Below are 18,926 nucleotides of genomic sequence, written 5' to 3' on the forward strand. Positions count from 1 at the left end.
GCCGGCCGGGGGCGGGCCCGCCGGGCGCGGGGAGCGGGGACGCCGCCGAGGACGCGACCGGGGCGGCGGACACGGCCGGCGGGGTGGGGCCCGCTTCGGGCCTGCCGCGCCTTCGGGTCTCGTCGGCGACGATCCAGGCGCGGTGCAGCGCGACGAGCTCGTCGCGGGTGGCCCCGCAGAGCCTCCCGAGCCGTTCGACGGGCGCGAATTCCGCCGGGACGGCGTCGCCGTTGCAGTAGCGGTGCAGCGTGGAGGTGCTGACGTGCAGCTGCTTCGCCAGTGCTCCGTAACTGCGTCCTGAACGCTCCTTCAGGCCCCTGAGCAGTTCGGCGAGGCCGTTCGCCCCCTCCATGAATCCCCCGTTCCGCGTCCCGGGAACGCATTCCAGGGGACGGTCGTTTCCCCAGTTCACCGTGGGTGTACGCGTTCCACCGTCCCCCATTGTCCCGTGTCCGTTGCGCGTGGATCACCCCGCCCCGCAAGCTCGTGGCCATGCCGGAGAGCCGCGTCGTCGACGCAGTGGCCGCGGCGGTGCTGATCATCTGCGCCGCTGTCGTGATCGTTCTGCTCGGCCACCAGTGACAGCCACCGCTGACAGCCACCAGTGACACCGACCCACACCACCCCGGGGGAATCCACCATGCGCCTCGTCGCCCGTCGTCTCGCCCTGCCCGCCGCAGCCCTCGCCCTCACCGGGGAGCCGGGTGCCGACACCCACGGGCGCACGGTGCGGAAGATCCGGGTGGACCTGACCCCGGACAGCGGTACGACGGTGACGGCGCCGAGCGACACGTTCGCCGACGACGGCGCCGCCGTGTCGTACTGGCAGCGATCCTCCGAGGACGCCCTCACGTACTGAGCCGCACGGAGCGGCACGGAGACGCACGGAGACGTACGTAGACGTACGGAAAGCCGCACGGGCCCCCCGTACGGAGACGTACGGAAAGCCGTACCCAGCCGGGGGATCAGCGGTGGATGGGATGGGACGTCCGCCCCGACGCCTCGTCGATCTCGACGTGCGCCTTCTGCAGCATCTGCGAGGCGATGTCCATCAGCGCGCGGGCACCGGCTATCTCCTCGCCGACCCGCAGCTGCTCCGGGTCGGAAGGGTGGCGATTGGCGTTGCCGTGGCCGCGCATCTCGGTGCCGTCGCTGAGCCGCACCATGGCCGCGGCCCGCGTCCGGTCTCCCTCTTCCTTGAATTCCATCTCGACGTGCCAGCCGACGAGCGTGTTCATCATGAGGACCACCTCCAGAGAGGTACCTGTCGGGTACCTCTCCAGGGTGCATCCCCGGGTGGGGAGTCCGCTCGCCCAGAGCCGTCGGGACCGCCTCAGAGCCCGCGGGCGAGCTTCTGCGCGACCTCGGTGGCCCAGTAGGTGAGGATCATCTTCGCGCCGGCGCGGCGGATGCCGGTCAGGGTCTCGAGGATCGCCTTGTCGCGGTCGATCCAGCCCTTCTCCGCCGCCGCCTCGACCATCGCGTACTCGCCGCTGATCTGGTACGCGGCGACCGGCACGTCCACCGAATCGGCGACCCTGGCCAGGACGTCCAGGTAGGGCCCGGCGGGCTTCACCATGACCATGTCCGCGCCCTCCTCCAGGTCGAGGGCGAGCTCGCGGAGGGACTCGCGCAGATTGGCCGGGTCCTGCTGGTACGTCTTGCGGTCGCCGGACAGGGAGGAGGCGACGGCCTCGCGGAAGGGCCCGTAGAAGGCGGAGGAGTACTTCACGGCGTACGCGAGGATCGACACGTCCTCCTTGCCGATGGTGTCCAGGGCGTCGCGGACGACGCCGACCTGGCCGTCCATCATCCCGGAGGGGCCGACGACGTGGACGCCGGCGTCCGCCTGGACCTGGGCCATCTCGGCGTACCGCTCCAGGGTGGCGTCGTTGTCGACGCGGCCGGCGGCGTCGAGGACGCCGCAGTGTCCGTGGTCGGTGTACTCGTCGAGGCACAGGTCGGACATGATGACGAGGTCGTCGCCGACCTCGGCCCTCACGTCGCGGATGGCGACCTGGAGGATGCCGTCCGGGTCGGTGCCGGCCGTGCCGACGGCGTCCTTCTTCGCGTCCTCGGGCACGCCGAAGAGCATGATCCCGGAGACGCCGGCCTCCACCGCCTCGACGGCGGCCTTGCGGAGGGTGTCGCGGGAGTGCTGGACGACGCCGGGCATGGCGGCGATCGGCACGGGCTCGGTGACGCCCTCCCGCACGAAGGCGGGCAGGATCAGGTCGGCCGGGTGGAGCCGCGTCTCGGCGACCATCCGGCGCATGGCAGGCGTCGTCCGCAGCCGCCGTGGGCGCGCCCCGGGAAAGCTTCCGTACGAGTTCATGCACCCGAGGCTACGCCCGCGACGGGCATGCACTTACCGACACGATGTTGCCGCCCCCGCCCCTCGCGAGGCCCCTGCCCGCCCCCTCGGACCGCCCGCGACGCGGGCCCGGACGCGCGGGGCGCGGGCCCCGGAGAGGGCCCGCGCCCCGCGCGGTGGGTGTCACGTCGTGCGGCGGCGTCTCGCGCCCGGGCGGCGTTCGCTCGGGCGGGTGACCGGGTCGCCCGCCTCCAGGGCGGCGGCGCGGCGGCGGAGGCCGAACTCGGCCAGGGCCTCCGCCAGCTTGTGGACCGACGGCTCGGGCGAGAGGACGTCGACGCGCAGGCCGTGCTCCTCCGCCGTCTTGGCGGTCGCCGGGCCGATGCAGGCGATCACCGTGACGTTGTGCGGCTTGCCGGCGATGCCGACGAGGTTCCGCACGGTCGAGGAGGAGGTGAAGAGGACCGCGTCGAAGCCGCCGCCCTTGATCGCCTCGCGGGTGTCCGCCGGCGGCGGCGACGCGCGGACGGTCCGGTAGGCGGTGACGTCGTCGACCTCCCAGCCGAGCTCGATGAGGCCGGCGACCAGCGTCTCGGTGGCGATGTCGGCGCGCGGCAGGAAGACGCGGTCGATCGGGTCGAAGACCGGGTCGTAGGGCGGCCAGTCCTCCAGGAGGCCGGCGGCGGACTGCTCGCCCGACGGCACCAGGTCCGGCTTGACGCCGAAGTCGACGAGCGCCGCCGCGGTCTGCTCGCCGACCGCGGCGACCTTGATGCCGGCGAAGGCGCGGGCGTCGAGCCCGTACTCCTCGAACTTCTCGCGGACGGCCTTGACGGCGTTGACCGAGGTGAAGGCGATCCACTCGTAGCGGCCGGTGACGAGGCCCTTGACCGCCCGCTCCATCTGCTGCGGGGTGCGCGGCGGCTCGACGGCGATGGTCGGCACCTCGTGCGGCACCGCGCCGTAGGAGCGCAGCTGGTCGGAGAGCGACGCGGCCTGCTCCTTGGTGCGCGGCACGAGCACCCGCCAGCCGAACAGCGGCTTGGACTCGAACCACGCGAGCTGGTCGCGCTGCGCGGGGGCGCTGCGCTCGCCGACCACGGCTATCACCGGCCGGTGGCCCTCGGGCGAGGGGAGGACCTTGCCCTGCTTGAAGACCTGGGCGATCGTCCCGAGGGTCGCGGTCCAGGTGCGCTGGCGCGTGGTGGTGCCGGCGATGGTCACGGTGAGCGGGGTGTCCGGCTTACGGCCTGCCGCCACCAGCTCGCCGGCCGCCGCGGCGACCGAGTCCAGGGAGGTGGAGACGACGACGGTGCCGTCGGAGGCCCCGACCTCGGCCCAGCAGCGGTCGTCGGCGGTGCGGGCGTCGACGAAGCGCACGTCGGTGCCCTGGGCGTCGCGCAGCGGCACGCCGGCGTACGCGGGCACGCCGACGGCGGTGGCGACGCCGGGCACGACCTCGAAGGGGATGCCGGCGGAGGCGCAGGCGAGCATCTCCTGGCCGGCGTTGCCGTCGAGGCCGGGGTCGCCGGTCACCGCACGGACGACCCGCTTGCCGCCCCGCGCGGCCTCCATGACAAGATTGGTCGCATCCCTCAACACGGGGACACCGACGGTTGTTGACGCTTCGTCGACAACCGTCAGCTCAGGCGTGCTCACGCCCGCGCGCGCATGGCCGCGGACGACTTCGAGCACCTCCGGCTCGGCGATCAGGACGTCCGCGCCGGCCAGGGCTTCGACGGCCCGGAGCGTCAGCAGTCCGGGGTCGCCGGGGCCGGCGCCGAGGAAGGTGACGTGACCGTGGCCGGGGAAGGCGGCGGACGCGGGGCTGGTGGTCGGGCTGGTGGGGCTCAAAGTGCTCGCTCCCCCATAAGACCGGCCGCACCCTTGGCGAGCATCTCGTCCGCGAGTTCGCGTCCGAGTGCCACCGCCTCGTCGTAGGAGGTGGGTACGGGACCGGTGGTGGACAGCTGCACCAGCGTGGAACCGTCGGTGGTGCCGACGACGCCGCGCAGGCGCATCTCGGTGACAGCCTGCTCGTGGCCGGGGCCGTCGGCCAGCAGGTCGGCCAGCGCACCCACGGGTGCGGAGCAGCCGGCCTCCAGGGCGGCGAGCAGGGTTCGCTCGGCGGTCACGGCAGCCCGGGTGAGCGGGTCGTCGAGCTCGGCGAGCGCGGAGACGAGGCCGGCGTTCGACGCCGGGCACTCGACGGCCAGGGCCCCCTGGCCGGGGGCGGGCAGGACCGCGTCGACCGACAGGGGGTCGACGGACAGGGAGCCGGTGAGCTCCTCGGCCGTGCCGATGCGGTTGAGTCCGGCCGCGGCGAGGACCACCGCGTCCAGTTCTCCGCTGCGTACGTAGCCGACGCGGGTGTCGATGTTGCCGCGGATCGGTACGGTCTCGATGGTCAGGCCGTGGCTGCGCGCGTACGCGTTGAGCTGGGCCATGCGCCGCGGGGAGCCGGTGCCGACGCGGGCGCCGGCGGGCAGCGTGTCCAGGGTGACGCCCGGACGGGCGACGAGGACGTCGCGCGGGTCCTCGCGGCGCGGGATCGCGGCCAGCACCAGGTCGGGGTGCTGGGCGGTCGGCAGGTCCTTGAGGGAGTGCACGGCGAAGTCGACCTCGCCGGCGAGCAGCGCGTCGCGCAGCGCGGCGACGAACACGCCGGTGCCGCCGATCTGCGCGAGGTGTTCGCGCGAGGTGTCCCCGTACGTCGTGATCTCCACGAGCTCGACGGGCCGGCCGGTCAGCTGCCGGACGGCGTCGGCCACATGTCCGGACTGGGCCATGGCGAGCTTGCTGCGCCTGGTCCCGAGCCTCAGTGCCCTCTCGGTCATACTCGCCCTCGGTTCTTGACGTCGCCGTCGTTTCGGTCGGCCCGGCTGACGGAGGCAACCGTCTCCGGGTCGAGGTCGAAGAGTGTCCGCAGCGCGTCCGCGTACCCGGCGCCGCCGGGCTCGCCCGCGAGCTGCTTGACGCGCACGGTGGGCGCGTGCAGGAGCTTGTCGACCACCCGGCGCACGGTCTGGGTGATCTCGGCGCGCTGCTTGTCGTCGAGGCCGGGCAGCCGGCCTTCCAGCCGGGCGACCTCGCCGGCGACCACGTCGGCGGCCATGGCGCGCAGGGCGATCACGGTCGGCGTGATGTGGGCGGCGCGCTGGGCGGCGCCGAAGGCGGCGACCTCGTCGGAGACGATGCCGCGCACCTGGTCGACGTCGGCGGCCATGGGGGCGTCGGCGGAGGCCTCGGCGAGCGACTCGATGTCGACGAGCCGGACGCCGGGCATCCGGTGGGCGGCGGCGTCGATGTCGCGGGGCATCGCGAGGTCGAGGAGGAACAGCGGGGTCTCGCGGCCGGTCATCGCGGTCTCGACGGCCTCGCCGGTGAGGACGAGTCCGGTGGCGCCGGTGCAGGAGACGACGACGTCCGCCCGGGCCATTTCGTCGCCGACGGCAACCATTTCGACGGCGCGTGCCGCCACGCCCGTGCCACCGGGCTCGGTGAGGATCTCCACGAGCCGGTCGGCGCGGGCGGCGGTGCGGTTGGCGATCACGATCTCGGCGACGCCGGCCCGGGCGAGGGTGGCGGCGGCGAGGGAGGACATGGAGCCGGCGCCGATGACGAGGGCGCGCTTGCCCTTGGCCCAGTCCGCGACGTCGGTGCCGTCCGCGCCGTCGACGAGTCGCTCGAGTCCGAAGGTGACGAGCGACTGGCCGGCCCGGTCGATGCCGGTCTCGCTGTGGGCGCGCTTGCCGACCCTCAGGGCCTGCTGGAAGAGGTCGTTCAGGAGGCGGCCGGCGGTGTGCAGCTCCTGGCCGACCGCGAGGGCGTCCTTGATCTGGCCGAGGATCTGGCCCTCGCCGACGACCATGGAGTCCAGGCCGCAGGCCACCGAGAAGAGGTGGTGGACGGCCCGGTCCTCGTAGTGGACGTAGAGGTAGGGGGTGAGCTCCTCGAGGCCGACGCCGCTGTGCTGGGCGAGCAGCGTGGACAGCTCGGCGACACCGGCGTGGAACTTGTCCACGTCGGCGTAGAGCTCGATGCGGTTGCAGGTGGCCAGGACGGCGCCCTCGGCGGCCGGTTCGGCGGCGAGGGTGTCGTGGAGCAGCTTGGCGCGGGCGTCGGCGGAGAGGGAGGCCCGCTCCAGGACGCTGACGGGGGCGCTGCGGTGGCTGAGGCCGACGACGAGGAGGCTCATGCCGGCATCACGGCGGGCATGTCCCCGTCAGGTCCCTTGCGGCTCGTGTCCTCGGTGGAACGGGCGGCGGGCGGCACGGCGGCGCCGGATGCGCCGGCGGGCCCGCCGGCGGCGGCCTCGGCGCCGGGCTCCTCGCCGGCCTTGCGCTGCTCGTGGAAGGCGAGGATCTGCAGCTCGATGGAGAGGTCGACCTTGCGCACGTCCACGCCGTCGGGCACGGAGAGCACGGTCGGCGCGAAGTTGAGGATGGAGGTGACGCCGGCGGCCACGAGCCGGTCGCAGACCTGCTGGGCGACGCCCGCGGGGGTGGCGATGACGCCGATGGAGACGCCGTCCTCGCTGACGATCTTCTCCAGGTCGTCGCTGTGCTGGACGGGGATCCCGGCGACCGGCTTGCCGGTCATGGCGGGGTCGGCGTCGATCAGCGCGGCGACGCGGAAGCCGCGGGAGGCGAAGCCGCCGTAGCCGGCGAGCGCGGCGCCGAGGTTACCGATGCCGACGATCACGACCGGCCAGTCCTGGGTCAGGCCGAGTTCGCGGGAGATCTGGTAGACGAGGTACTCGACGTCGTAGCCGACGCCGCGCGTCCCGTACGAGCCGAGGTAGCTGAAGTCCTTGCGCAGCTTCGCGGAGTTGACGCCCGCCGCGGACGCGAGCTCCTCGGAGGAGACCGTGGGAACGGAGCGCTCCGACAGTGCCGTGAGGGCACGCAGATACAGCGGAAGGCGGGCGACGGTGGCCTCGGGAATTCCTCGGCTACGGGTCGCCGGTCGGTGAGTTCGGCCAGTTGCCACGGTGCTCCTGCGGGATGAGCGGGGCTGCAGGCGGCCGTGTGTCCCAGGACCGCCCCGTCGAATGCAGGCTATGTCTTTGTGAACGCGTGCACAAAGATGGTGTCCGTTTTGTCCGGCCAAAGTGACCGGGGTCACGCGGCCGGATCGCGACGGTACGGAACCGCGGACGGCCTCAGAGCGTGGGAAACCCGAAGGGGGCAAAACCTCGCACACTCCTCACGGCGCCGCCCCCGAAACCCAACAAAACGTCCACGATGGTAACCGCCTTTCGGTCAGGCACCCAGTTCGCGCCGGAGCCGCCCGGCGTCCACCCGCCAGAAGGTGTGCTGCTCCCCGTCGACCAGGACGACCGGGATCTGCTCCCAGTACGCGCGGTACAGCTCCTCGTCCTGGGTGATGTCCTTCTCCTCCCAGAGTGCTCCCGTCTCGGCGCAGACGGCCTCGATCACCGCCCTGGCGTCGTCGCACAGATGACATCCCGGCCTGCCGATCAGCGTCACCGTGCGCGGCCCGCTCTCCCGCGCGGCGTTCCTCTTCCTCGTACGTCCGAACATGCCGTCCATTCTGCGCGCCCGGCCGGCCGGGCCGGCGGCACGGAAGCCACGACCGCGGCGCCGGCGCCCGGGGGCCGTCACAGAGGAGTCCGCCACTGTTCACACGACGGCATCCTCACGAGTCGGGAAGCACCGAACAGACTGGCTATGCTCACCGCATGGCCCCTCCCGGATGGCTCACCACCCGTAGGCGCTCCGCCACCGCGCGCAGCGTCCTGGCAGGCGAGGCCGCCGCGGAGGCGGCGCGCAAGACCTCGCAGCAGCTCGAACAGGAGCGGGAAGAGGCCTCCGCCGCCGAAGCCGCCGCCGAGGCCGCGGAGCCGGAGTTCCCCGTCGTCGGCGACACCCGGGCCGCCGCCTTCTTCGACCTCGACAACACGGTGATGCAGGGCGCCGCGATCTTCCACTTCGGCCGCGGCCTGTACAAGCGGAAGTTCTTCCAGCGCCGCGAACTCGCGCGGTTCGCCTGGGCGCAGGTCTGGTTCCGGCTGGCCGGCGTCGAGGACCCCGAGCACATGCAGGAGGCCCGCGACAGCGCCCTGTCCATCGTCAAGGGCCACCGCGTCTCCGAACTGATGTCGATCGGCGAGGAGATCTACGACGAGTACATGGCCGACCGGATCTGGCCCGGCACCCGCGCGCTCGCCCAGGCGCACCTGGACGCCGGCCAGAAGGTGTGGCTGGTGACCGCGGCCCCGGTGGAGACCGCCGCGATCATCGCCCGCCGCCTCGGGCTGACGGGCGCGCTCGGCACGGTCGCCGAGTCGGTCGACGGCGTCTACACCGGCAAGCTGGTCGGCGAGCTGCTGCACGGCCCCGCCAAGGCCGAGGCCGTGCGCGCGCTGGCCGCCGCCGAGGGCCTGGACCTCGCGCGGTGCGCCGCGTACAGCGACTCGCACAACGACATCCCGATGCTCTCGCTGGTGGGCCACCCGTACGCGATCAACCCGGACACCAAGCTGCGCCGGCACGCCAGGGACCGCGACTGGCGGCTGCGCGACTACCGCACCGGCCGCAAGGCGGCGAAGGTGGGCATCCCGGCCGCCGCGGGCGTCGGCGCCCTCGCGGGCGGCACCGCCGCCGCGCTCGCGCTGCACCGCCGCCGCCGCTGAACCCCGGGCGTCCGCCCGTACGGATTGCACCGATCATGCCGATACGTTTCGGCCGCGATCGACCGCGACAACCCGCGACCAGCGGCCCTCACCCGTCCGTGGTCGAACACGCCCCGCACAGGGCACCCCCCGGGCATTCCGCACTCCCTACCCGGCAGCGGCTCGGGTCACTCCCCTCTACCGCACTTGAGCACAAGCGGGCCCGTGGTTGATCACAGTCGGAAGCAAACCGATCAACAACCGGTCATCAAGTGGGAGTGACCACGACCACAAGCCGTAAGAGATAAGACTGAATCGATGATTTGAGCAACTGGGTGTAGCGCTGCCTGTACTAAGCGTTATTCTCCTCAGACGCACGACGGACCCGCACTTCGCCACCATGAGTGAACGGTCCCGCACTGCACGTGATGGAAGCTCTGCCTCTGGGAGTCCCGTGTACCCACACGTCGGGGTTGACGCCTCGGGCCTGGCTACGCTGCGCGCAACGGTCCTCGACCACTTGCGCGGCTTCGTCCCCACCGCGTACGCCGGCTCTGTCCCCGCTTTCGGCGGACCGGCCTTCGCCGGGTCCGCCTTCGCCGGGCCGGCACCCGCCGGTCCTTGCTATGCCCTGGCCGAGAGCGGCGCCGCCGTCGGCAGACGCGGCACCCGGGGCGGCTCCGGCACCTCGACCGCCGCCCGCCGGCCCACCGCGGACAGCGACAGCGCCCGGATGATGGAGCTGGTCGAGCGTGCCCAGGCCGGCGAGGCCGAGGCCTTCGGCCGGCTCTACGACCAGTACAGCGACACCGTCTACCGCTACATCTACTACCGCGTCGGCGGCAAGGCGACGGCGGAGGACCTCACCAGTGAGACGTTCCTGCGTGCCCTGCGCCGGATCTCCACCTTCACCTGGCAGGGCCGCGACTTCGGCGCCTGGCTCGTCACCATCGCCCGCAACCTCGTCGCGGACCACTTCAAGTCGAGCCGCTTCCGCCTGGAGGTCACCACCGGCGAGATGCTCGACGCCAACGAGGTCGAGCGCAGCCCCGAGGACTCCGTCCTCGAGTCCCTCTCCAACGCCGCGCTCCTCGACGCCGTCCGCCGCCTCAACCCGCAGCAGCAGGAGTGCGTGACGCTCCGCTTCCTCCAGGGCCTGTCGGTCGCCGAGACCGCCCGGGTCATGGGCAAGAACGAGGGAGCGATCAAGACCCTCCAGTACCGGGCCGTGCGCACCCTGGCCCGTCTCCTCCCGGACGACGCCCGCTGAGCGCTGCGCGCCCCCCACACGCGCCGCCGCCCGCACCGCCGTCGCCGGCACCGCAGTCCTCGCACACCCCGCCCGCCCCGCCCGTCCCGTACGTCCCGTACGCCCGCCGTTCCTCCGTCCCCCGCCTCCCCGTTCAACTCACAGTCGGTGACGCCTCGATGACGCACTGGTCCGATCATCTTTCGCGCGTAACCCAAGTGCCGCGCCGCTCGTTGTGCGAAATGCAGGCTCCCTGTGGTCACGCCATGTCCACTTCCACTCACTCTTTCGTGTGGATGCGTTCAAGGTGTGCAACCTTCCGAACCCCTCGGGGAGTCGACCGTCATGACGAGAGGAGGTGCCGCCAGTGATCGCGAACGTTTCGGCGCACCGGCGGGCGAACGCCTTCGCCCAGGCCCTGGAGGATCGGACGTCCGAGGGCGCGGCGGCCGAGCAGCCCGACGCGTCGGCCGAACCGGCCGAGCACGGACGGCTGTTGGCCCTGGCGAACGGTCTCGGCGAGCTGCCGAGACCGGAGATGGACCCCGAGGTCAAGGTGGTGCAGCGAGCCCAGCTCGTCGCCGCCATGGAAGCGATGCTCGCGGAGGGAACCGCGGCCGCGGGCCCTACGGTGCCGGAGCAGCGGACCGCCGGAGGCAAGGGAGCCCACCGGGCCTCCCCGCTCCGGAAGTTGCGGCCGCGCTCCCGCTGGTCGAAGGGCCTCGCCGCGGGCGGCCTCACCGTCGGCGTGGCCGCCGGAGCGTTCAGCGGAGTGGCCGCTGCCAGCTCCGACGCCCTCCCCGGTGACTCGCTCTACGGCCTCAAGCGCGGCATGGAGGACATCAAGCTGGGGATGGCGGACGACGACGCCGACCGCGGCGGCCTCTACCTCGACCAGGCGTCCACCCGCCTGAGCGAGGCCCGCCGGCTGATGGAGCGCGGCCGGGCCGGCGACCTCGACCACGAGTCGCTCGGCGAGATCCGCCGCGTCCTCGACGGCATGAAGCACGACGCCTCCGAAGGCCACCGCCTGCTCCGCCAGGCGTACGAACGGGACGGCGAGATCGGGCCCATGGCCCGGCTCAACTCCTTCGCCCAGGCGCACCGCGCCACCTGGGACGGGCTGCGCCACCGCCTCCCGGTCCAGCTCACGGACGTGGGCGACGAGGTGAACGACGTCTTCGACGCCATAGACGAAGAGGTCGAGCCGCTCCAGTCCGTCCTCCCGCGCACCCCCGAGCGCGGCGCGGTCGGAACCGGCCGCCCGAGCACGCCGGGAAGCACCTCGCCGACCACGCCCCAGAGCCCGCACGCCTCGTCCGCCGCCCCGTCCCACGGCGGCACGTCCGCACAGCCGAAGCCCTCGGGCTCGGACACGGGCGCGCCGGAGGACGACGGTCTGCTCGGCGGCACCGGCGACCTGCTCAAGCCGCCGCACATGGGCCCGAGCACCGACCCGTCCGGCGCCGAGTCGACCCCGCCGGTCCCGGACGTGACGATCCCGCCGATCCTCCCGGGCCTGCTCCCCGGCCTGGGCATCGACAGCAGCGACGCGAACTAGCGCGGCGGTACGGAGGGAGGTGGGGGCGCCACCCGGCAGGGCGGCGCCCCCACCTCCGCGCGCCCCCACCTCCGCGCGCCCACTCCTGCGGTTCGCGCGCCCATTCCGTACGTCTCCGCGTACGGTCAGAAGAACACCGACCGCCGCTGCACCAACAGCTTGTACAGCGTGTGCTGGATCTGTTCGCGGACCTGGTCCGTCAGGTTGAACATCAGCATCGGGTCCTCCGCCGCCTCCAGCGGATAGCCGTCCGTCGGGATCGGCTCGCCGAACTGGATCGTCCACTTCGTCGGCAGCGGCAGCGCGCCCAGCGGACCCAGCCACGGGAACGTCGGCGTCAGCGGGAAGTACGGCAGGCCGAGCACCCGCGCCAGGGTCCTGGCGTTGCCCAGCATCGGGTAGATCTCCTCCGCGCCCACGATCGAGCACGGCACGATCGGCACCCCCGCCCGCAGCGCCGTCGACACGAAGCCGCCGCGCCCGAAGCGCTGCAGCTTGTACCGCTCCGCGAACGGTTTCCCGATGCCCTTGAAGCCCTCCGGCATCACCCCGACGATCTCCCCGGCCCTCAGCAGCCGCTCCGCGTCCTCCGCGCAGGCCAGCGTGTGCCCCGCCTTGCGGGCCAGCTCGTTCACCACCGGCAGCATGAAGACCAGGTCGGCGGCGAGCAGCCGCAGATGACGCCCCGCCGGGTGATGGTCGTGGACGGCGACCTGCATCATCAGGCCGTCCAGCGGCAGCGTCCCCGAGTGGTTCGCCACCACGAGGGCGCCGCCCTCCTTCGGGATGTTGTCGACGCCCTTCACCTCCACCCGGAAGTACTTCTCGTACACCGGGCGCAGCAGCGACATCAGGACCTGGTCGGTGAGCTCCTCGTCGTAGCCGAACTCGTCGACCTCGTAGTCGCCCGTGACCCGCCGCCGCAGGAACGCCAGCCCCTCGGCGAGCCGCCGCTCCCAGCCGCCGGACGCCGGCGGTGCCGCGGACGGGGAAGGCGGGGCGGGCGGCGCCTGGGTCGTCCCCCCGGCCTGCTGCCGCCCGTCCGGCTGCTGCGCCGGCAGCGCCCGTACGGAGGCCTCGCCGTCGCTCCTGGAGGGCCTCCGGCGCGCCCGTGAGCGGTCGTCGTCGAAGGGGATGACCTTGGCGTCCGCCATCGCGTTCTGGGCTCCTATTCCGCGGTCGTGGAGGTCGGTTCGGGCGCGAGCCGCCCGGCGAGCCGGTCCACGGCCCCCGCGAGCAGCTCCGGCGGCAGCAGCCCCGGCCCGCGGCTGTCCGCGAAGTCCGCGAAGGCCTCGGCGGTGGTGCGGCGCGGCCGGAAGCCGAGGGTCTCGCGCATCTGGACGGTCGACACCACCCGGCCGTGGGTGAGGAGCCGGATCTGCTCCGGCGAGAAGTCGGTGACGCCTACCGTGCGCAGCGCCTGGCCCACCCAGGTGACCGCGGGCAGCAGCACCGGCACCGTCGGCCGTCCGAGCCGGCGGGCGCACTGGGAGAGCAGCAGCACGCCGTCGCCCGCGATGTTGAAGGTGCCGCTGTTCAGGGTGGCGCGGCGCGGCTCGCGCGACGCGAGCTCCAGGACGTCGATGACGTCGTCCTCGTGGACGAACTGCAGCCGCGGGTCGTAGCCGAAGACCGTGGGCAGCACCGGCAGGTCGAGGTACTCGGCGAGCGGGGAGTCCACCCGCGGCCCGAGGATGTTCGCGAACCGCAGCACGCACACCGCCACGTCCGGCCGGCGCCGGGCGAAGCCCCGGACGTATCCCTCGACCTCCACCGCGTCCTTCGCGAAGCCGCCGCTCGGCAGCGACTTCGCCGGCGTGGTCTCGGTGAAGACCGCCGGGTCGCGGGGCGCGGAGCCGTACACGCTGGTGCTGGACTTCACCACCAGCCGCTGGATCCTGGGCGCCTTCTGGCACGCGCCGAGCAGCTGCATGGTGCCGATGACGTTGGTCTCCTTGACCGACGTGCGGCCGCCGGAGCCCAGCGCCGTCCCGGTGACGTCCATGTGGACGACGGTGTCGACGTCGTACTGGGCCAGGACCTTGGCGACGGCCGGCTGCCGGATGTCCGCCCGGACGAACTCGGCGTCGCCGAGCGGGTGCGGCGAGGGCACGGCGTCCAGGGCGACCACCCGCTCCACGTCCGGGTCCCGCTGGACGCGCCGGACGAAACGCGCACCGAGGTGCCGGGCCGCACCGGTGACGAGCACGACCTTGCCCAAGAGAAGCGCCTTCCGTCGGTGGACCGGTGTTCCGCTGACCGCCACCGTAGCGCCTCGGTGTTTCCGCGCAATAAAGCGTGGCCCCCCACCGGACAATCGGTGAGGGGCCACGCCTGACGCCGTACGCGGTCGTGCCGCGTCGCTTACTTCTTGTTGCGACGCTGAACGCGCGTGCGCTTGAGCAGCTTGCGGTGCTTCTTCTTGGCCATCCGCTTACGCCGCTTCTTGATAACAGAGCCCACGACTACCCTCGCTCACTTCTCGGAACATCCCCGCGCCAGCGGGGATCGGTGCGGGGCGTCTGGGCCCACACGACCTACGAGGGGCTAGCCTACCGCCCCGAGCGACCGGCTCGTAATCCGAGGGCGGTTTCGGGCTCCGGGACCTTCCGGCCGCGCGCCCGCTACGCGGTCGCCACCCCCACGAACGACTCCCTGAGGTATTCGTGCACCGCCTGCTCGGGCACCCGGAAGGACCTGCCCACCCGGATCGCCGGCAGATGACCGCTGTGCACCAAGCGGTACACGGTCATCTTCGAGACGCGCATCACCGAGGCGACCTCCGCCACGGTCAGAAACTTCACCTCGTTGAGAGGCCTGTCGCCAGCAGCCATGACCCACCTGTACCTTCCGCCGCGACGCCCACCGGCTTCCCCTCCGGTGACTCTTCGTCGCCGAGCGCTCACGCCCAGAGTAGGGGCGGGTGGTGCGAGTGGGGAAGAGGAGCAACCATCGGCCGTTTACCGTGACAGACACGCTCGATTGAGTACATAGCGAGTGAGTGGACGGTAGTAGTCCGAGCGCACCCCGTCATCCAGCGGAACGGCGACCGACACCTGTCCCTCCGCCTCTCCCACGAACAGCGCCGGGTCGTCCGTGTCGGCGAGCCCGATGGCCTCGATACCCAGCTGACCTGCCCCGCAGACCCAGCCGTGGTCGCCCACCACCAGCTCCGGAAGCGGCCCGCCCGCCTCGGCGGCGCCCTCCAGCGCCGCCCTGACCGGCAGCGGCGAGTGCGTGTGCGCCCCCGGTTCACGCCCTGCGGGCGGCAGGTCCGCATCGCGCACCAGCGCGACCCCCCGTACGTAGTCCAGAAGGTGCGTGCGTACGCCGAACCGGGTCGTTATGTCGACACGTCTACCCTGCGCCGGGGTGAGAACAAGACATCCCGCCGCCGACAAAGCGTCTGCGAGCGCGGCGTAGAAACCGAGCAGCCGGTGCGGATGTCCCGTCCCGAAGAGCACCGGAGCCCGCCGCCGCGCCGCCGCCGCGAGCCGCTCCGCGAACGCGGCGAGCGCTCCGAGCGTCCGCTCCGGATCGATCACGTCCGGCCCCGAGCGGTGCGCCGGATCGTCCGACACCCCGCACTTGTCCGCCATCAGCCGCAGCAGTTCACCCTCGTCCCAGCCCCACGCCGGATCCAGCCCCAGGGTCACCCGCGGATCGCGGGCGGCGAACAGTCGATAGCTCCGCAGGCTCACCTCCCGCGAGGTCGCCACGGTCCCGGCCAACCCGGCCGCCAACAGATGCGCCCGCAGCGCCCCGGTACTCAGCACCCTGCCGATGCTGCCGGAACGACCCTGCACGGGGGGCGGAACCTGCCGGATGACGCACGGTCGGCGTAACGGCCACCCGGTCCGTACGCGCGGACCGTACGAACAGAACAGGCCGACGGCGGGAGCGCGAGCAGGGACGGAGGACGGCCGGAACGGACCCCGTACGGCCGGCCCGGCGCCCCGTCAGGCCAGCAGGCCCCGCAGCGGGAACACCGAGCGACGGGTCGCCAGCACCGCCTGGTCCAGCCGGTCCGCCGGATCGTAGCCGTCCTCCCAGCCCCGCCAGCCGACCGGCCACCGCCCGTCCGTCATCCGCATCGGCCCCGGCTGCCGGGTCCGCGCGTACACCTCGTCCCGCCACGAGGACGGGATCACCGACTCCGGATCGACCGGCGCGTGCGCCGCGATCCCCACCAGATGCGTCCACGACCGCGGGACGACGTCCACGACCGCGTACCCGCCCCCGCCGAGCGCCACCCACCTGCCGCCCTCGGCGTGCGCGTGCGCCAGCTCGTGACACGCCTCCTGCACCGCCCGCTGCGCGTCCAGCGACACCGCCAGATGCGCCAGCGGGTCCTCGAAGTGGGTGTCCGCGCCGTGCTGCGTCACCAGCACCTGCGGCCGGAAATCGGCCAGCAGCTCCGGCACCACCGAGTGGAACGCCCGCAGCCAGCCCGCGTCCCCGGTCCCCGCCGGAAGCGCCACGTTCACCGCGCCGCCCTCGCCCGCGCCGGCCGCGCCCGTCTCCTCCGGCCAGCCGGTCTGCGGGAACAGCGTCCGCGGATGCTCGTGCAGCGAGATCGTCAGGACCCGCGGGTCGTCCCAGAACGCCGCCTGCACCCCGTCCCCGTGGTGCACGTCCACGTCCACGTACGCGACCCGCTCCGCACCCAGCTCCAGCAGCCGGGCGATCGCCAGCGCGGCGTCGTTGTAGATGCAGAACCCGGACGCGGCACCCGGCATCGCGTGGTGCAGGCCGCCCGCGAAGTTCACCGCGTGCGCCGCCTCCCCGCGCCACACCGCCTCCGCCGCGCCCACCGACTGCCCGGCGATCAGCGCCGACACCTCGTGCATCCCGGCGAACGCCGGGTCGTCCACCGTGCCGAGCCCGTACGACTGGTCGGCCGACCGCGGGTCCGCCGAGGCGGCCCGCACCGCCGCCACGTAGTCCTCACGGTGCACGAGCCGCAGCGTCGACTCCCCCGCCGGCTTCGCGGCCACCACGTCCACCGCCCGGTCGAGCCCGTACGCCCGCACCAGACCCATGGTCAGCGCGAGCCGGACCGGATCCATCGGGTGCTCGCGACCGAAGTCGTAGCCCGTGACAGCTTCATCCCACATCAACAGTGTGCGGCCGCTCATGCGAGCCACCGTAGCGGGCCCGCGCCGAACCGAACGACGTGGCATACACCACCGTGACGAGCACCAGCACCATCGGCACCAGCATCGCCCCGCGATAGTCCCAGGCGTCCCCCAGCGCCCCGACGAGGGGCGAACCGATCAGGAAGCCGACGTAGTTGAACACGTTGAGCCGCGCCACCGCGGCGTCGCTCGCCCCGGGGAAGAGCCGGCCGGCGGCGGCGAAGGTCTGCGGCACGACCACGCTCAGACCGAGCCCGAGCACCGTGAACCCGGCCATGCCCGTCCAGGGCCCCGGCGCCACCGCCACCACCGCGAACCCGAGCGCCGCCAGCACCGCACCGGCCCGCACCACCAGGACCGCGCCGAGCCGCCGCACCCCGAAGTCCCCGACGGCCCGCCCGAGCAGCGTCGTCACCATGTACGCGTTGTACGGCACGGTCGCCAGCTCCTCCGAACTGTGCAGCACGTCCTGGAGGTACTTCGCCGACCAGTTGGAGACCGTCGAGTCCCCGATGTACGCGAAGGTCATGACCATGCACAGCGGCAGCAGCACCCGGAACGCCACCCCGCTCCCCTCCGCCTCCCGGACCTGCCCGGACTCCGGCCCGTCGGCCCGCCCGTCCACGTACCAACGGCTCCCGACGAACGCGACCGGCAGCAGCACCGCCACCACCGGGAGATAGGAGGCGAGGAGCGACAGGTGCCAGTGCGCCCCGACCCAGGCGAGCGAGGCACCGGCGATGCCGCCGAGGCTGTACGCGGCGTGGAAACCGAGCATGATGCTCCGGCCGTACGCCCGCTGGAGGCTGACGCCCAGCATGTTCATCGACGCGTCCAGCGCACCGACCGCCAGGCCGAACACGCCCAACGCCACGGCCGCCGCCCACAGTTCCGAGCCGGCACCGACGGCCGTCAGGGCCAGCAGGACGACGGGCTGGGACCACCGCAGCACCACGGAGGGCCCGACCCGTGCCACGAGCTTCTCGGTGACGACGCTGGACACGCCGGCCAGTACGGGCACGGCGGCGAGGAAGACGGGCAGCAGCCCGTCGGATATCCCGTACCGGTCCTGGATCGCCGGTATCCGGGTCACGAGCAGGGCGAAGGTGACGCCCTGCACGAAGAAACCGAGCCCCAGGGATCCCCGCCCACGCCGCAACCGCGCATCCGTCATGGCGGCACAGCGTAGGGCCGGAGGCTACCGGGCGGTAGAGCGATCACCACCCCAATGTCGCGAGCAGCGTGTCCATCCTGTCGAACGAGCCGGTCACGCCGGTGAGCCGCTCCCGCGGCGTCATCGCGGTGTACCCGTACACGTCCATCCCGGCCGCCACCGCGGCCTGCACCCCGAGCGCGCTGTCCTCGATCACCACACAGCGCTCGGGCGCCACGCCCATCCGCTCGGCGGCATGGAGGAAGAGGTCCGGCGCCGGCTTGCCCCGACCGACGTCCTCGGAGCTGAACACGGTCCCGTCCCGGAACCAGACGTCGAGGCCGGTGGCCCGGTGTCCGACGCGGATCCGCTCATGACTCCCCGAGGAGGCCACGCAGTACGGCACCCCGGCCGCTGCCAGCCCCTTCAGCACGTCGGCCGCCCCGTCGACGGCCGTCAACTCCCGCCGGAACGCGTCGAAGACGCGGCCGTGGAACGTCTCGTCGAAATCGGCCGGCAGCTCCTGCCCGTACTTCTCCAGGACCAGCTCGTGCACGCGGTGCAGGGCCGACCCCATGAAGTCACGGATCGAGTCCTCGTACGAGGTGGGATGCCCGAGCTCGCTGAGGTAGCCGGCCAGGATGGTGTTGGAGATCGGCTCACTGTCGACGAGCACGCCGTCGTTGTCGAAGATGACCAGGTCATAGCGCATGCCCTCAACCTACGGCCCTGCCCGCTCCCGCTGGATACGCTGTGCCGGGGCCGGAACGGCCACGGCCGACCGTTTTGCCGGTGAACGCAGAAAAGCCCCGCACCATAAGGTGCGGGGCTTTCCCACAATGATTGTTCGGCGGCGTCCTACTCTCCCACAGGG

The 18,926-nt window shown here is 72.6% G+C and carries 21 protein-coding genes; 5 read left to right on the top strand and 16 right to left on the bottom strand.

Annotation, left to right across the window (positions count from 1 at the left end; all coding sequences use genetic code 11):
- Positions 1-352: helix-turn-helix domain-containing protein (locus tag ESG85_RS04745; RefSeq protein ID WP_164986164.1), on the bottom strand; the 352-nt coding region annotated here is incomplete at its 3' end.
- Between the two features lie 89 nt (positions 353-441).
- On the opposite strand from ESG85_RS04745, the gene ESG85_RS34835 reads away from it, so the two are divergent.
- Both ESG85_RS34835 and ESG85_RS04750 read left to right on the top strand, forming a co-directional pair.
- Entirely contained in the window at positions 442-582 is a 141-nt protein-coding gene (locus ESG85_RS34835; RefSeq protein WP_164986165.1) for a hypothetical protein, read from the top strand.
- A 58-nt stretch (positions 583-640) separates the two neighbouring features.
- A complete protein-coding gene (locus ESG85_RS04750; RefSeq protein ID WP_128976749.1) occupies positions 641-859 on the top strand; it encodes a hypothetical protein in 219 nt (72 codons plus the stop codon).
- Positions 860-965: 106 nt separating this feature from the next.
- Here the strand turns inward: ESG85_RS04750 and ESG85_RS04755 are convergent, their stop codons facing one another.
- The 7 genes from ESG85_RS04755 to ESG85_RS04785 all read right to left on the bottom strand — a co-directional run bounded on the left by ESG85_RS04755 (position 966) and on the right by ESG85_RS04785 (position 7,869).
- Entirely contained in the window at positions 966-1,238 is a 273-nt protein-coding gene (locus tag ESG85_RS04755) for a DUF1876 domain-containing protein (protein ID WP_128976764.1), read from the bottom strand.
- 95 nt (positions 1,239-1,333) lie between these two features.
- Positions 1,334-2,335 (bottom strand): porphobilinogen synthase, encoded by a 1,002-nt coding sequence (gene hemB / locus ESG85_RS04760; protein ID WP_128976750.1) that lies wholly within the window; start codon positions 2,333-2,335, stop codon positions 1,334-1,336.
- Between the two features lie 162 nt (positions 2,336-2,497).
- Positions 2,498-4,168 carry a bifunctional uroporphyrinogen-III C-methyltransferase/uroporphyrinogen-III synthase gene (locus tag ESG85_RS04765; protein ID WP_128976751.1) on the bottom strand — a complete coding sequence of 557 codons (1,671 nt, stop codon included), beginning with the start codon at positions 4,166-4,168 and terminating at the stop codon, positions 2,498-2,500.
- Positions 4,165-5,151: a hydroxymethylbilane synthase gene (gene hemC / locus ESG85_RS04770; RefSeq protein WP_128976752.1), complete on the bottom strand. Its 987-nt coding sequence runs from the start codon at positions 5,149-5,151 to the stop codon at positions 4,165-4,167. The genes ESG85_RS04765 and hemC overlap by 4 nt, the downstream gene beginning before the upstream one ends.
- Positions 5,148-6,512, bottom strand: coding sequence for a glutamyl-tRNA reductase (locus ESG85_RS04775; RefSeq protein ID WP_128976753.1), 1,365 nt, complete (start codon positions 6,510-6,512; stop codon positions 5,148-5,150). Before ESG85_RS04775 ends, hemC begins: the two co-directional genes overlap by 4 nt.
- Positions 6,509-7,306 (bottom strand): redox-sensing transcriptional repressor Rex, encoded by a 798-nt coding sequence (locus tag ESG85_RS04780; protein ID WP_128976754.1) that lies wholly within the window; start codon positions 7,304-7,306, stop codon positions 6,509-6,511. Before ESG85_RS04780 ends, ESG85_RS04775 begins: the two co-directional genes overlap by 4 nt.
- 272 nt (positions 7,307-7,578) lie before the next feature.
- Positions 7,579-7,869 carry a glutaredoxin family protein gene (locus ESG85_RS04785; RefSeq protein WP_128976755.1) on the bottom strand — a complete coding sequence of 97 codons (291 nt, stop codon included), beginning with the start codon at positions 7,867-7,869 and terminating at the stop codon, positions 7,579-7,581.
- A 149-nt stretch (positions 7,870-8,018) separates the two neighbouring features.
- Here ESG85_RS04785 and ESG85_RS04790 point away from each other — a divergent pair, with 149 nt between their 5' ends.
- The 3 genes from ESG85_RS04790 (at position 8,019) to ESG85_RS04800 (ending at position 11,761) form a co-directional block, all read left to right on the top strand.
- Complete coding sequence (locus ESG85_RS04790; RefSeq protein WP_128976756.1) at positions 8,019-8,972, top strand: HAD family hydrolase; 954 nt, start codon at positions 8,019-8,021, stop codon at positions 8,970-8,972.
- A gap of 433 nt (positions 8,973-9,405) precedes the next feature.
- Positions 9,406-10,221 carry an ECF subfamily RNA polymerase sigma factor, BldN family gene (locus ESG85_RS04795; RefSeq protein ID WP_128976757.1) on the top strand — a complete coding sequence of 272 codons (816 nt, stop codon included), beginning with the start codon at positions 9,406-9,408 and terminating at the stop codon, positions 10,219-10,221.
- Positions 10,222-10,567: 346 nt separating this feature from the next.
- The gene (locus ESG85_RS04800; RefSeq protein ID WP_128976758.1) at positions 10,568-11,761 is read left to right on the top strand and encodes a DUF5667 domain-containing protein; all 1,194 of its coding nucleotides are present in this window, start codon (positions 10,568-10,570) and stop codon (positions 11,759-11,761) included.
- A 125-nt stretch (positions 11,762-11,886) separates the two neighbouring features.
- Here ESG85_RS04800 and ESG85_RS04805 read toward each other — a convergent pair whose 3' ends face one another.
- The 8 genes from ESG85_RS04805 to ESG85_RS04840 all read right to left on the bottom strand — a co-directional run bounded on the left by ESG85_RS04805 (position 11,887) and on the right by ESG85_RS04840 (position 18,764).
- The gene (locus ESG85_RS04805; RefSeq protein ID WP_128976759.1) at positions 11,887-12,915 is read right to left on the bottom strand and encodes a lysophospholipid acyltransferase family protein; all 1,029 of its coding nucleotides are present in this window, start codon (positions 12,913-12,915) and stop codon (positions 11,887-11,889) included.
- A 14-nt stretch (positions 12,916-12,929) separates the two neighbouring features.
- Complete coding sequence (locus tag ESG85_RS04810) at positions 12,930-13,982, bottom strand: NAD-dependent epimerase/dehydratase family protein (RefSeq protein WP_128976760.1); 1,053 nt, start codon at positions 13,980-13,982, stop codon at positions 12,930-12,932.
- Positions 13,983-14,125: 143 nt separating this feature from the next.
- Positions 14,126-14,224 carry a 30S ribosomal protein bS22 gene (locus ESG85_RS04815; protein WP_003948845.1) on the bottom strand — a complete coding sequence of 33 codons (99 nt, stop codon included), beginning with the start codon at positions 14,222-14,224 and terminating at the stop codon, positions 14,126-14,128.
- A gap of 161 nt (positions 14,225-14,385) precedes the next feature.
- Positions 14,386-14,595, bottom strand: coding sequence for a helix-turn-helix domain-containing protein (locus ESG85_RS04820; protein WP_046910004.1), 210 nt, complete (start codon positions 14,593-14,595; stop codon positions 14,386-14,388).
- Positions 14,596-14,721: 126 nt separating this feature from the next.
- Positions 14,722-15,537 carry a phosphatase gene (locus ESG85_RS04825; RefSeq protein ID WP_128976761.1) on the bottom strand — a complete coding sequence of 272 codons (816 nt, stop codon included), beginning with the start codon at positions 15,535-15,537 and terminating at the stop codon, positions 14,722-14,724.
- A 183-nt stretch (positions 15,538-15,720) separates the two neighbouring features.
- On the bottom strand, positions 15,721-16,899 hold the full coding sequence (locus ESG85_RS04830; protein WP_181018964.1) for an acetoin utilization protein AcuC: 1,179 nt from the start codon (positions 16,897-16,899) through the stop codon (positions 15,721-15,723).
- Positions 16,868-18,073 carry an MFS transporter gene (locus ESG85_RS04835; RefSeq protein ID WP_128976762.1) on the bottom strand — a complete coding sequence of 402 codons (1,206 nt, stop codon included), beginning with the start codon at positions 18,071-18,073 and terminating at the stop codon, positions 16,868-16,870. The genes ESG85_RS04830 and ESG85_RS04835 overlap by 32 nt, the downstream gene beginning before the upstream one ends.
- A gap of 43 nt (positions 18,074-18,116) precedes the next feature.
- Positions 18,117-18,764, bottom strand: a complete 648-nt coding sequence (locus tag ESG85_RS04840; RefSeq protein WP_128976763.1) for an HAD family hydrolase — start codon at positions 18,762-18,764, stop codon at positions 18,117-18,119.
- Between the last annotated feature and the right edge of the window lie 162 nt (positions 18,765-18,926).

It is taken from the genome of Streptomyces roseicoloratus (assembly GCF_004117935.1).
In the GTDB taxonomy this organism is placed as follows: Bacteria; Actinomycetota; Actinomycetes; order Streptomycetales; family Streptomycetaceae; genus Streptomyces; species Streptomyces roseicoloratus.